Raw genomic sequence first — 13,563 nt, 5'->3', positions numbered from 1 at the left:
GAATAAAACCTATGCGCACTATTCTAACTAAAAAAACTTTGTGTATCTTGTGTGGTACAATTCCCTTTTAATTAACTATTCGTGTCGCCTCTCAGCTGCCTGGATTATTTACTACAAAAACTATTGATCTAAAAAGAAATCTTCATCAAGCTGTTTCACTTCATATATCGCTTTTACTTGAACACCAACATTAAATTCATGCATTAAGTCTACTAACTTTACCCCATCAATAAGTATAATCTTATGGTGTGCATTTTCAGCCTTTTTTATTGCTGCATGATCAAAATAAGATGTTGTAACAAATACTCCTTTGTTTGTATCTCCACTCATTGCTCCAATGAAATTCCTTATATCAATCTCTCTAACCTTATTCGCATTAAATCGTTTTGCCTGAATGTAAATTTTATCTAAACCTAATTTATCTTCATTTATTATCCCATCAATTCCACCATCACCCGATTTTGATGTTTCAACGAAATCGCCATAACCCATTTTCTTCAGCAAAATCAAAATAACTTTCTCAAAATAATATGGATCGATTGTTTTTAATTTTTCCAACAACTCGGCTTTTGTTTCAGATTCGATTTGCGCGACACCATTGTCAATTAAATCTTGAGGTGAAGAATTATCAAAACTTATCGCTACTTCAGAATTATTTTTAAGGTTTTCATGTTTATAAAAACTTAGAAGATTTGTATCTCCTTCAACATCAGACAAAGACAAACCACCCTTCTGTTCCAAACCTTTAGGTGTAATTTTCACAAATCCTCGTTCAGGATAAAAAATAAATCCTCCTTTTTTTAAATACGATTTTCCCCAAGCAATTCGATTATTTAAAAGATTCTCTCCTGACTTTGTTTTTTCATCTAATAAATTCTCAGGCAAATGAGAATAATATTTATTGATAACCATATTCTGCATATCTCGAGAAGCATATATTTTTTCATCTCGAAGAATATCTAAAATTGGACCAAACGTCTCGTGAAATTTTGGTAATTCAATCATCTTAATATTGGTGTTGTACTAGCTATTCGTGTCGCCTCTCAGCAGCCTGAATTGTTTACGGGCTTCCACAAAGTAAATACTGTCCTGATGCTCAAAGATAACCTTCTCATACAGTGCCTTGGCCTTTTCGGGATCGTTGAGCTTTTTATTGTAGATCTCCGCCGAAAAGAAAAGCGCCTCATCTACATAAATTCCCTCTTTGTATTTGTCTATGATCTGCTGGTAGTTTTGTAGTGCCAGGTCATATTTCCCCTGCCCTTCATATAGCTCACCAAGGCGAAGATTGGTTACATCCTTAATGCTTTGGGTCTGGTCTTTATCAATAAGCTCTTTGAACATCGCCAGGGCTTCATCCTTTTTATTCTGATATAGCTTAAAATCGGCTTTGGCAAACTTTTTCAGTGCCGTTTGGGTACTGTCCTCAACGGTATTGTCGATAATCAGCAGGTACAGTTCAAGCGCATCATTGGCAATAAGCTGCGATGAAGATGACTTCAATACCTTAAGCTGTTTTTGTGCCCAGTCGAAATCGCCTTTAAAATAGCTTGTTCGTGCCACCTTAAAACTGGCTTCGTGTCCTACAGCATCATTTTTCAGGTCTTCTTCAACCTGTGCATAATAAATGATAGCCTGGTTGAATTTCTCGTCCAGCAACAATATATCCGATAGTTTCATCTTTACCTCAGCCGTTTGGTAACGGTTAAGCTGAAGTTTTAAGGCGTTGTTCAGCGTCAGGGCTGCGGCTTTGGTGTCTTTCAGGTAAAAGCCTTCAAAATTGGCTTTTTGCAATTGCAGGTTTAGCGAATATGGTGTCGTCCCATACTGGGTCAGCAAGCTTTCTATACGCTGCTTTAGTACAGGATAATCCTTAGCCTGAGCTATATCAATGTCCATTGATAATATATCGAATTCAGCCTGCATCTTTAAATTAGGCTCATCAGTATTGGCCATTATAAAAGTAAGTATCTCACGGGCAGTTGCCTCTTCCTTTTCTTCCATGGCAAGGTGTGCCAGGTTCACGATATTGATGAACATATCGGGATTTCTCTTAAAGATGGCCTTCTCCTGTATGAATGCTTTTCCGTATTCTTTCTGCTGTACAAAATACCAGCTCAAAAACTGGTTCCAGAAGATATCCTGCGTTTTCTGCGTATTCAGCAGCAGCGCTTTGCGCAATGACGCATTGAATGTTTCGCTGCCTTCCTCATTCATAAAACGTGACAGCTGGTTCTGCACTACCACAAGCCCCGACTGGTTATTATAGGCATAAGACAACAGCTTGTCTATCATCAGTTCGGTATTGCCGAGCTGCCCCTGTATCAGCGCAAGCTGATAGTCAAAATTCATGCTCTTGTTGATAGACGATGCCGTATCATAGGCTTTAATAGCATAGTCAAGCAGTACTTTTTGTTCAAAAGCATTAGCCACACTATATACATAAGTAGGTCCGTCATTAATGGCTTTTATGGCAAGATTATAGTTTTTCTCCGCCTTGCCCATGTCTTTTTGCAGCTGGTAGTTATAACCCAATTCCACATAGAGCAATGGCTGATTGGTTCTCTCCAGTTTCTCTTTCAGGTATTTTTCAGCATCGGCATACTGCAGCAACTGCTGCTGGCAGGCCACTATCTTTTGTATAAAGAAAGTATTGTTGGGCTGTTTCTTTTCAAGGTCCTGATAGGTTGCCAGCGCTTTCTCAAACTCTCCTTTTTCAAAATAATTGTAGGCCAGCTGCTCGTTTTGCGCAAACACCGCAACCGAACAGAAAAAGGCTATAATGGCAAGTATTTTTTTCATTCAAGTAATCCTTATAATTGTAAAAACGCAAATGACACTGATTTAGCGCACAGTAAATTATCATACCGGCTTAATCCGCGTCATCCGCGTTCTAAATATAGTGTTTATAAAACACTTGTAGCAAATTAATTTAAAAGCCTCAAAGCCTTGCTCTAAACTCAGCGACTCCGAACCTAAGTACTTTAATCTATTATATCAAAACCTGTGTACTTCCTTAACACCTCAGGCACTACGATACCTTCAGGAGTCTGGTAATTCTCAAGGATTCCCGCAAGTACCCTTGGCAATGCCAGTGAGCTTCCGTTAAGGGTATGTGCCAGTTGGTTCTTGCCTTCTTTATCACGGAAACGAAGCTTAAGCCTGTTAGCCTGGAACGTCTCAAAGTTAGATACCGAGCTTATCTCCAGCCAACGGTCCTGTGCAGTAGAGAACACTTCAAAATCATAGGTAAGCGCCGATGTAAAGCCCATATCGCCAGCACAAAGGCGTAAAACCCTGTATGGCAATCCAAGTTCTACAAGCAGTTCTTTTACGTGTTCTACCATTCCGTCAAGTGCAGCATACGAGTTTTCCGGTTTTTCAATGCGTACGATTTCCACTTTATCAAACTGGTGAAGACGGTTCAGTCCGCGCACGTGGGCACCATACGATCCTGCTTCCCTACGGAAACATGGTGTGTAACCTGTACATAGCACCGGAAGATCTTTCTCCTCAATGATCACATCCCTGAAAAGGTTGGTTACAGGAACCTCAGCCGTAGGGATAAGATAAAGGTCGTCTACACCTACATGATACATCTGACCTTCTTTATCCGGCAGCTGTCCTGTTCCATATCCCGAAGCCTCGTTAACAAGGTGTGGCACCTGGTATTCTTTATAGCCGGCATCGGTATTTTTATCCAGGAAGTAAGTGATAAGCGCACGCTGAAGCCTTGCCCCCTTGCCTTTGTAAACAGGGAAACCTGCCCCGGTGATCTTCACTCCAAGCTCAAAATCGATGATGTCATATTTTTTTGCCAGTTCCCAGTGAGGTAATGCTCCTTCAAACAATGCCGGGATATCGCCTTCGCGAAAAACCTCAACATTCTCCTCAGGTGTTTTTCCTTCAGGAACAATATCGGCAGGGGTATTTGGCAGTTTGTAAAGCGCATGCTGAAGCTCTTCACTTACCGTTGCAAGTGTATCGCTAAGCTCTTTACTCCTGTCTTTGTACTGTACTGTTTTTTCCTTAATGATGGCTGCCTTTGCTTTTTCGCCGGCTTTCATCAGTTCACCAATGTCTTTAGACAGTTTGTTGGATTCGGACAAAACAGTATCAAGCTCTACTTGTGTGTGCCTTCTTTTTTCATCAAGTGCAATCACTTCGTCTACAAGTGATGTTGCGTCAAAATTTCTTTTCGCTAACGCCTTAATCACTTTTTCTCTGTTTTCTCTGATAAATACTGTCTGTAACATGGTTATGTTTTTTTATAAAGGAAGCAAATTTAATGAAATGTTTTAATTAATTACTTTGTAATATCTGTTTAAAACCTATGCATTTAAACTTTTTTTATAACGAATGCAAAAGGCTTTTCTATTACATTTGAAAAAAACTTTGCTATGAGTCGATTTTTTACCCCCATGTTTCTTTGTCTTTTAGGTACAGTATCTGCATTGGCGCAGGATACCGACCAGATTGCCGAGGCCGAAAGGAAAGCGTCGCACGATCTTGTTACTTTTTCGGCAAATGCCCATACCGGCAATTATGATGTGGTATACCACAAGCTCGACCTTACTGCCGACCCTACTGTACACTTCATCAGCGGTACCGTAACAACCGATTTCATAGCAAAAGAAGACATGACCGAGATCGTATTTGACCTCGCCAATGAGCTTACCGTTTCGGCAGTGCAGCAAAACGGCAACAGCCTTAGCTTTATCCAAAACGAAAACGACGAACTTGTAATAAGCCTGCCTTCAGTCCAGACGGCCGGCACACAGGCCAGGGTAGAGATCTCCTATTCCGGCGCACCTCCCACCGACAATGATGCCTTTGTTACAGGACAGCATTCAGGCGCTCCCGTTTTATGGACATTATCCGAACCCTATGGTGCCAAAGACTGGTGGCCCTGCAAACAGGACCTCATCGACAAAATAGACAGTACTGATGTATATATTACTGCACCTGCCGAATATACCGCCCTTGCTAACGGTGTCGAAATTCCCGAAGCCGGCAATGGTACCATTACCAAAACCACGCATTACAGGCACCAGTACCCCATACCGGCCTATCTTGTGGCAATAGCCATCAGCAATTACAGCATCTTCACCCAACAAGCAGGTACAGCTCCAAACAACTTCCCTATTGTAAATTACCTTTATCCCGAATCGCAGCAATCAAACGAGCAGAACGTTGCAGTGACCCTGCCGATCATGGCTTTTTTTGAAGAAACTTTCGAGACCTATCCTTTTCATGAAGAAAAATACGGCCATGCCCAATGTGGTTTTGGTGGAGGCATGGAACACACTACCGTTTCTTTCATGGGCAGCTTTGGGCGCAACCTGATAGCCCACGAACTGGCACACCAGTGGTTTGGCGACAAGGTTACCTGCGGGTCATGGAAAGACATCTGGCTTAACGAGGGTTTTGCCACCTACCTTACAGGCTTGACTATAGAGCACCTTGATGGCAATGATGCTTTCAGGAACTGGAAAATGTCCAATAATAGTAATATTACTTCAGAATCGGGAGGGGCGGTTTACCTGACCGACAACGACACCATTAGCTCTAACCGGATTTTCAGCAGCAGGCTATCCTACAATAAAGGCGCCATGGTACTGAACATGCTGCGCGCCAAATTAGGCAATACCAATTTCTTCAACGCCTTAAAAAGTTATCTTGCCGATCCTCAACTGGCTTACTCTTTTGCCAAAACCCCACAATTGCAGGCGCATCTTGAGAGCGCCTCGGGTCTTGACCTGAACGAATTCTTTAATGACTGGATCTACAACCAGGGCTACCCAACCTATACCATTACCGTTGAAAATACCGAAACCGGAAAAGCACGGGTAATCATCAATCAGGAGCAATCGCATTCTTCAGTATCTTTCTTTGAAGTGCCTGTGCCCATAAGACTTGTAGGCCCCGAAGGAGAAATTGAGGATTATGTATTGGAGAATAACACTAATGGGCAGGAATATACCGTTGATGTCCCTTTTATAGTTACCGATGCCCTGTATGACCCCGAGAAGAACATCATCAGCAGAAACAGCAGCATTAGCGTATTCAGTGATTACTTTACACCATACCTGTCGCCTAATCCCACAAACACCACACTAACCGCAACGATACCTGATGGTGTCCTGCCAAAAGAAGCCCTTATCTTTAACACCATAGGACAATTGATACTGGAAACCAACGGAATTTCATCATGGGATGTTTCTTCATTTGCTACAGGTGTATATTTTATGAGGTTGCAAACCACAAAAGGCACTACAGAACTGAAGTTCATAAAAAATTAAACACATTTCCAGTCCCGGAGGGACGACATATTTATAGATAATCATTATCGAAATCACGAGAGCTCCGGAGGAGCGGTATATTATATGCCACTCCTCCGGAGCTCTCATCATACTGCACGTAATCTTTCTATAAATATAACGCTTCTCTGAAGCTTAATTTATGGCACCCATATCAGGCGCGCCATTCCGCTTAATCCCTGATGATCATGATCGGATGCCGGGATACCAGCCAGCACCCCAAGGCTTACTTTCCTTGAGAATGGCACCTTACACTGCGGCCTGAAAACAAACGCTGGTTTTTCATCCGAAAATTCCATATTGGTTTCTACCCCCACAAAATACCCTCCGTGAAAAACATAATGAAGGTTGGCATTTACCTGTAATTTTGTTTCCCAGGTATTGGTTTCAAAAAACTGTTCTGTTACCGGCCCGGTATAAAGTAAAGTATGGATATTTGGCGTCCATCGTGTAGCCGCTATGAATATGGGATTGTATAATGTACCTTCAAATAATTTCCCGTTATGCCCCATATCGGAAAAGGAAGAAAATTCAAATTCCTGTATGTAGCCCACCGCCATCGAGGTTTGGTATTTCTCCGAAACCATAAAGGTATACTGCGTTGCCAGCTTAATGCCTTCAATGCGGTTATCCGGAAGTGTTACCCCATCCTTATGATTGTGCTGGTACATTTCAAATGGTACTTCCACTTCAAGGCCTAGCCTGTTGGCAACGGCGAATTCATATTCTACAAATCCGGTATACGACACATACTGTTTATCGTCATTTACCCCAAACCCCACATTAATTTCCCTTTCGCCTTTGCGCGCGCCGAGGTCACGAATAAGGTCAATATAGATAGGTTCAGCATGGCTTAGTTTCAGCGGTTTTTCAGGTGGTACAACAGTATCTTTAGGTTGTTGCGCATTCGCAGAAAAAACAATTAAAAACAGCAGTAAAGCAGGAATCGTATTCTTCATGGTTCATTTCATTTGCTGCCAAAACTATCAGCGCAAATGGGAAAGAATTAGGAAAAACAGGGCTTTAAGGAAAATTTAGGAGTTTACTCGGTAATGGCTTTTACTTTATAGACCAAAAAAGCAATAAGGAAACCAAACACCCCGATGATAGCAAACGATATGCGAAGGCTCGTAGCGTGTGCCACATGGCCAATGACAGGCGGCCCAAGCATAAAGCCCAAAAAGCTCACGCTCGAAACGGTTTGCAGGGCAATGCTCGGCTCCATGTTAGGCCTGCGCCCGGCAATGCTGTATACGCTTGGCACCACACTACTCACTCCCAGGCCAACAAGCATGAATGCCAATGTAGCCGGAACTAAATAGGGCAGCAATACAGCAGTATATAAGCCAATGGAGATAAGGCATCCGCTGATGATGAGCATTTTCTTCCTGCCCATCTTCCTTACTACGATATCGCCCATAAAGCGCCCCGTAGCCATCATGGCCATAAACGAGGCATAGCCCAGCACCCCGAGAGCACCTTCGGCCTTAATGACATCGGTAAAATAAACCCCGCTCCAGTCAAACATGATGCCTTCGCTCAGCATACAGCAAAACGACATGGCACCCAACCATAGTAAAACAGTATCGGGTTTGCTAAACAGTTTCTTCTTCGTTTTGGTTCTGGGCTGGCTCTTTGCTTTTATAAGGTACCTGTAGTTCAGAAAAATTATGCCCCACAGCAACACTCCAACTATGATAAAATGGAGATACGGTTCTATTTTGAAGCTTTTCATCCCGATGCCTATCAGCGCACCGGTAAAGCCCGCAGTGCTCCATGCCCCGTGGAATGAAGACATGACCGGGCGGCGAAAGATCCCTTCGGTATAGATACCCTGAGTATTGACGGATATATTGGTCATGTTACTGCATACGCCAAAAAAGAACAGCCCAAGCGAAAGTTGCCATTGATCCTGCGCAAGGCCAAGCGTGATCATTGCTGCAATATATATACTCAACCCAAGCACCACCATTCGGTGGCTGCCATACTTAACGGCAAGCCTTCCGGAAAATGCCATCATACACATTTGCCCTAACGGGATCGAGAAGAGTATAGTTCCCAGGTCGCCTTCGCTAAGTCCGAGGGACGTTTTAATATCGGGTATGCGGCTGGCCCAAGTAGCAAAGTTGAGCCCCATGGCAAAGTAAAATAACGTAACAGCCCACCTTATCCTGTTGAGATAAGAGGCTTTCACATCCTTATAAGTTTTGCGAAATGCAATTGCACTTTCGGGCTTATCGGTGATTTTCACTTCTCCTTCCATGCGGCAAAATTACGGTTGCTTGTTTAAAGTTTCTCTAAGGGATACAATAAATTTTTACGCCCTAAAATTAAAATTTAATACCCGAAAGGATTTATGCTATTTTATCAGATTGCAGTGTAATAATTATAACAACTAATTTTGAGGAGCTTTTGTATCCAATTATTAATATCCACAATTCAAAACTGAGAATTTTCTTTAAATTTACAGCATCAAACCAACAATATGAAAATTATCCAACATTTACTGTTTATCACTTTATTGATTCATTTTTCACACCTTAAGGCTCAGGAAAACTGGACTATTTATAATTCAACCAATTCAGGATTACCATCCAATTCGATTAATGATATTGAATTTGATAATCAAGGAGATAAGTGGATTTCTTTATCGAATAATGGAATTGCTAAATTTGATAATAATAACTGGACAATCTATAATACTTCAAATGGTCAAGGTACTTCTGAAGTATATAAAATCACATATACTACTGGGGAACTTGAGAGCTGGGTTTCTGTTTTAGCAACTACTGTTATTGTATTTGCCGATGGAACGCAAACGACAATAAATTCTGAACATGATTACTCAACAAATATACTTACGATTGAAATCCCCTTTAATACCCAAAGCTTTACTGTAGAATATTACATAGAGGATTCATCTGAAACAGTCGAAATGAGTTTTTTTAATACCAGTACAAATCAGGTAATACAAGAAGCATTCTTATCAAATCAAATGATGTACAATTACGACTACACTTTCTATAACAATATTATTACAAATTTGGTTAGTGATATTTCAATTGACAACCAAGATAATAAATGGATCGGGACAAGGGAGGATGGACTTATAAAATTTAACGACTCTAATTGGGCTAACTACAATGTCTCAAACTCCGGACTACCTAATGATAAAATTAATTGTGTTACAAACGATGAAAATGGAAATGTATGGATCGGCTCAACATCTGGTTTAACAAAATTTGATGGCTCATCATGGACTACATTTAATACTTTAAATTCTGATTTGCCTGATAACACAATTATTTCAATAGCGATAGACAACGAAGATAATGTCTGGATCTCGACAGCTAACGCTTTAGTCAAATTTTCAGGAATTTCTTGGAATATTTACACAAATGAATCTTTTGCTAATATGTTTGGTGGAGCAAATTCTTTAAAGATTGATTCAAATGGAAAAAAATGGATTAGCTCAAACTATGGCATAACTAGCTTTGATGGAACTACATGGCAAAAATTTGATTATTTTGATTCGGAATCTTGTTTAATAGACTGTCAAAATATTTCAGTCGGTATAGACAAGGATAATAATATATGGACTGGTGCGCAACAGGAATGTAGCAACGGAGGACTGCTTAATTTTACACAATGTGTTGATTATGTGAGTTCTGAAACTCCTTTACCTGAAAACACCGTAATGGCAATAAATATTGATAATGAAGGCAATAAATGGATAGGCACTCTGAATGGATTAGCCAAGTTATCAAGTACTCCTCTTAGTTTAGAAGAAAATGGAATGATTCAAGCAATGGTATATCCAAATCCAGTGTTACACATTTTAAATATTCAAATTGATGAAGAGTTAAATGAATGTGAGTACAGTATCGTTGATGTAAATGGAAGAATTATTATTAGCGGCAGGCTCATAAATAAAACAATGCCTTTAAATGTAGATATTTTAAACTCTGGCGTGTACTATATAAAAATATCAAATAATGCAAAATCAAGGTTTATCAAGTTTGTAAAATGATTGCTATAACAAATCGCACAACAATAATCACTTATAAACTTCCGGATTAACGCATTTTGGCAGCTTTTCTCCTTTAAGTCCCGCCAGTAAATTGGCTGTTACCAGCTGCATCATGGCTTCGCGGGTTTCCTTAACTGCCGATCCAATATGCGGCAGTACCGACACATTGAGCATATTAAGCAACGGATTATCTTTATCCATCGGCTCAGGATTGGTCACGTCAAGTCCTGCTCCCCAGATCGTTTTATTATCGAGTGCGGCTTTCAGGTCGGTTTCATTATGGATGCCACCTCGCCCCGCGTTTACAAAAATGGCGTTGGGTCTCATTTTGGCAAAAGCCGAAGCATTAAATATTTCTTTGGTTTCAGGAGTAAGATTAGCATGAACAGATATAATATCGCTTTGTTCTAAAAGTTCATCAAAACTCACTTTTTTTGCTCCAAGTTGATTTTCGGCTTTTTCATTGGTGCTGCGGTTATGGTAGAGTATTTGCATTCCATAAGCGTTCCTGCAGAGCTTTGCCATCTCAAAGCCTATGCTCCCTAATCCGAAAACACCCAGTGTCTTCCCTCCTATATCGATTCCCAGCAATTCGTCTGTATCTCCATACGATTTCCATTCACCTTTAAGCGCCCGCTTATGATGAAAGAATGCTTTTCGCGACGTGGCAAGCATCAGCAAAAAGGCAGTATCGGCAGTGGCCTTGCTAAGCACATCGGGCGTATGCCCAATAGCAATACCAAGCCTTGTAGCAGCCTTAACATCTACATTGTCATACCCCACAGAATGTAGCGAAATTACTTTTAGCTTTTCGCAGCCTTCCAGCATATCGGCAGTGATTTTCATGCCTGCCATCAGGATAACACCCTCGGCATCTTTGGCATGAGCTACAAATTCATCGGGAGTCAGTTCCCTGTTCCCGAGCCATTCGGTCACTATAATCCCATCATCCTGCAATGTCCGGAATACATATTCCGGCAGTACCCTGTTAGCAAATATTTTCATATACTCTTTTCTTCGTTAGTTAACTATCAGGCACTCTGTGAAGTAAGGAAATGCAGCTGGTCAGCCGTGATTTCAAGATCGGGTGCTTTTATAATGCTGTCTAACTGCTCAACGCTGGTAGCGCTCACAATAGGCGCAGTAACCGACGGCCGGTTAATGAGCCAGGAAAGAGCTACTGTTGCAGGAGTTGTATCAAGTTCGGCAGCTACCTCATCCAGTGCAGCAAGTATTTTGAATCCGCGCTCATCAAGATATTTTGCCACGCCCCCACCACGCTGGCTTTTATTAAGATCTGCTTCCGAACGATATTTCCCTGTAAGGAATCCACTGGCAAGAGAGTAATAATTCAGTACTCCAAGGTTATTGCCAAGGCATACCGGCTCAAGTCCGTCCTCGAAAGCAGCACGTTCGTATAAGTTATAATGTGGCTGAAACGTCTCGTAGACAGGGAGTCCGTTAGCAACAGCTACCTCTAGCGATTCCTTAAGCCTGTCGGCAGTTAGGTTAGAAGCACCTATATGGCGCACTTTGCCTTCTTTTATAAGCTGTGCATAGGCTTCAAGGGTTTCTTCTATGGGTGTAGCTGGGTCATCCCAGTGTGTTTGGTACAGATCGATGTAATCGGTCTGCAATCTTTTAAGCGAATCTTCGGCAGCTTTAAGGATGTATTTTTTAGACAGGTCTTTTTTGCCACTGCCCATATCGCTTCCTACTTTGGTTGCTATGATAAGCTTCTCACGGTTACCCTGCTTTTTCATCCAGTTACCTATTATGGTTTCCGACTCTCCTCCCTCGTTACCGTGAGCCCATCGTGAGTAAACATCGGCTGTGTCAATAAAATTAAATCCCGCACCGGTAAAAGCGTCCAGAATTTCAAAAGATTTCTTTTCGTCAATTGTCCATCCAAAAACATTCCCTCCAAAAGTGATGGGATAAACATGCAGGCCTGTAGTACCTAATTGTCTTTTTTCCATAGCTTATTATAGTTGAATAATTTTTCTCTGTTTACTGCTCTCAATTGCTGCATCAATAATCTTCATAGTATTTATGCCTTCGGCAGCCGTAACCGGTTCAGCTGCATCTTCGGTTATTGCTTTATGGACACCATCAAAAAGTTCATAATAATTACCCTGTAATGTCGGGATGTGTTTGCGTACTGTTTCGCCATTTATTTCGGTATGCAGTAGTCCTTCCAATCCTTTTGGTTCGATACCCCAATCGGAACGGTTGGGTTTCGCACCAGTTTTCAGTACGTCTTCCTGTATGTCGCCACGCTGTTTTAAAAATGATCCTTTCTTGCCATGCACAACATAGGCAGGAATGGCTTCGCGAACAAAAAAGCCGGCTTTGAGCCTCACTCTTTTGTCCGAATAGTACAAGGAAATATCAAACCAGTCGTCTACCAGCGAATGTTCACGGGTCATCCTGACATCAGCATGCACCGCTTCAGGGTAACCGAACTGATATAGTGCCTGATCTATAATATGCGATCCCAGGTCTTTGAGCACACCGGCGCCAGCATTTACAGTTTCTTTATGTGTTTTCGGACTCAGCAACGGGTTATACCTGTCAAAATGGAATTCGGCTTCCACGATATCGCCTAACAGGTTTTGTTCTATTACCTGCTGTACGGTTTTGAAATCGCTGTCCCAACGGCGGTTTTGGTATACCGTGAGCTTTAGGTTCTTTTCTTTGGCTATTGCCAATAATTCCTCCGCTTCGGCAGCAGTTGTGGTAAAAGCTTTTTCGACCAATGCATGCTTATCGGCCAGCAAAACCTGTTTAGCATATTCATAATGCGTTTCTACAGGGGTATTCACAACTACGAGCTCAACATCATCGGTCAACAGTTCTTCGAGCGATGTATAACTCTTCACCTCCGGATAATCGGCCTGTATGAGCTTTTTGCTTCGCTCCCATGCCCCTGTAAGTTCAAACCCATCGTGCAATTCTAAAAACGGTGCGTGAAACACACGCCCCGACATTCCGTATGACAGCAATGCTGTTTTTATTTTCTTCATTTTTCTATTTATCTAAAAAGAAAAGACAGGCTAAACCTGCTTCATAACAAAAGTAACCCTAAATTTACCTCGCATGAAGTAAACTCTTACTTTAAAATTTAATTATTAACAAACATTTAAAAGCCAAGGCTTAAATTAAAATAACGCACGGTAAAGAGAAAATGCTATTTTTGTGCGTTTATAAAAG

General features: G+C 41.4%; 10 protein-coding genes. 2 read left to right on the top strand and 8 right to left on the bottom strand.

What is annotated here, in order from left to right; translation table 11 throughout:
* Positions 1-120 precede the first annotated feature (120 nt).
* The 3 genes from ACX0HA_RS15490 to serS form a co-directional block, all read right to left on the bottom strand.
* On the bottom strand, positions 121-1,005 hold the full coding sequence (locus ACX0HA_RS15490) for a restriction endonuclease (protein ID WP_458846211.1): 885 nt from the start codon (positions 1,003-1,005) through the stop codon (positions 121-123).
* Positions 1,006-1,023: 18 nt separating this feature from the next.
* Positions 1,024-2,802 (bottom strand): tetratricopeptide repeat protein, encoded by a 1,779-nt coding sequence (locus ACX0HA_RS15485; RefSeq protein ID WP_458846210.1) that lies wholly within the window; start codon positions 2,800-2,802, stop codon positions 1,024-1,026.
* 182 nt (positions 2,803-2,984) lie between these two features.
* Positions 2,985-4,256, bottom strand: a complete 1,272-nt coding sequence (gene serS / locus ACX0HA_RS15480) for a serine--tRNA ligase (protein WP_458846209.1) — start codon at positions 4,254-4,256, stop codon at positions 2,985-2,987.
* 144 nt (positions 4,257-4,400) lie between these two features.
* Here serS and ACX0HA_RS15475 point away from each other — a divergent pair, with 144 nt between their 5' ends.
* Positions 4,401-6,302 carry a M1 family aminopeptidase gene (locus tag ACX0HA_RS15475; protein ID WP_458846208.1) on the top strand — a complete coding sequence of 634 codons (1,902 nt, stop codon included), beginning with the start codon at positions 4,401-4,403 and terminating at the stop codon, positions 6,300-6,302.
* 158 nt (positions 6,303-6,460) lie between these two features.
* Here ACX0HA_RS15475 and ACX0HA_RS15470 read toward each other — a convergent pair whose 3' ends face one another.
* The gene (locus ACX0HA_RS15470; protein ID WP_458846207.1) at positions 6,461-7,279 is read right to left on the bottom strand and encodes an HAEPLYID family protein; all 819 of its coding nucleotides are present in this window, start codon (positions 7,277-7,279) and stop codon (positions 6,461-6,463) included.
* Positions 7,280-7,362: 83 nt separating this feature from the next.
* Positions 7,363-8,583 (bottom strand): MFS transporter, encoded by a 1,221-nt coding sequence (locus ACX0HA_RS15465; RefSeq protein ID WP_458846206.1) that lies wholly within the window; start codon positions 8,581-8,583, stop codon positions 7,363-7,365.
* Positions 8,584-8,805: 222 nt separating this feature from the next.
* Here ACX0HA_RS15465 and ACX0HA_RS15460 point away from each other — a divergent pair, with 222 nt between their 5' ends.
* Entirely contained in the window at positions 8,806-10,350 is a 1,545-nt protein-coding gene (locus ACX0HA_RS15460) for a two-component regulator propeller domain-containing protein (RefSeq protein WP_458846205.1), read from the top strand.
* Between the two features lie 27 nt (positions 10,351-10,377).
* Here ACX0HA_RS15460 and ACX0HA_RS15455 read toward each other — a convergent pair whose 3' ends face one another.
* From ACX0HA_RS15455 to ACX0HA_RS15445, 3 genes are read right to left on the bottom strand one after another with little or no spacing between them, the layout of a single operon-like run.
* The gene (locus tag ACX0HA_RS15455) at positions 10,378-11,355 is read right to left on the bottom strand and encodes a 2-hydroxyacid dehydrogenase (protein ID WP_458846204.1); all 978 of its coding nucleotides are present in this window, start codon (positions 11,353-11,355) and stop codon (positions 10,378-10,380) included.
* Positions 11,356-11,381: 26 nt separating this feature from the next.
* Entirely contained in the window at positions 11,382-12,329 is a 948-nt protein-coding gene (locus ACX0HA_RS15450; protein WP_458846203.1) for an aldo/keto reductase, read from the bottom strand.
* A gap of 6 nt (positions 12,330-12,335) precedes the next feature.
* Positions 12,336-13,376 carry a Gfo/Idh/MocA family oxidoreductase gene (locus ACX0HA_RS15445; protein ID WP_458846202.1) on the bottom strand — a complete coding sequence of 347 codons (1,041 nt, stop codon included), beginning with the start codon at positions 13,374-13,376 and terminating at the stop codon, positions 12,336-12,338.
* Between the last annotated feature and the right edge of the window lie 187 nt (positions 13,377-13,563).

The sequence above is a fragment of the Flavobacterium hauense genome (assembly GCF_054457175.1).
The sequence above is the reverse complement of the archived record's forward strand: the minus strand, read 5'-3'. Positions and strand labels throughout refer to the sequence as shown.

Coding starts and splice junctions, on each gene's coding strand:
- ACX0HA_RS15490 (WP_458846211.1), bottom strand. CDS start 1,005: ATGATTGAATTACCAAAATTTCACGAGACGTTTGGTCCAATTTTAGAT.
- ACX0HA_RS15485 (WP_458846210.1), bottom strand. CDS start 2,802: ATGAAAAAAATACTTGCCATTATAGCCTTTTTCTGTTCGGTTGCGGTG.
- serS (WP_458846209.1), bottom strand. CDS start 4,256: ATGTTACAGACAGTATTTATCAGAGAAAACAGAGAAAAAGTGATTAAG.
- ACX0HA_RS15475 (WP_458846208.1), top strand. CDS start 4,401: ATGAGTCGATTTTTTACCCCCATGTTTCTTTGTCTTTTAGGTACAGTA.
- ACX0HA_RS15470 (WP_458846207.1), bottom strand. CDS start 7,279: ATGAAGAATACGATTCCTGCTTTACTGCTGTTTTTAATTGTTTTTTCT.
- ACX0HA_RS15465 (WP_458846206.1), bottom strand. CDS start 8,583: ATGGAAGGAGAAGTGAAAATCACCGATAAGCCCGAAAGTGCAATTGCA.
- ACX0HA_RS15460 (WP_458846205.1), top strand. CDS start 8,806: ATGAAAATTATCCAACATTTACTGTTTATCACTTTATTGATTCATTTT.
- ACX0HA_RS15455 (WP_458846204.1), bottom strand. CDS start 11,355: ATGAAAATATTTGCTAACAGGGTACTGCCGGAATATGTATTCCGGACA.
- ACX0HA_RS15450 (WP_458846203.1), bottom strand. CDS start 12,329: ATGGAAAAAAGACAATTAGGTACTACAGGCCTGCATGTTTATCCCATC.
- ACX0HA_RS15445 (WP_458846202.1), bottom strand. CDS start 13,376: ATGAAGAAAATAAAAACAGCATTGCTGTCATACGGAATGTCGGGGCGT.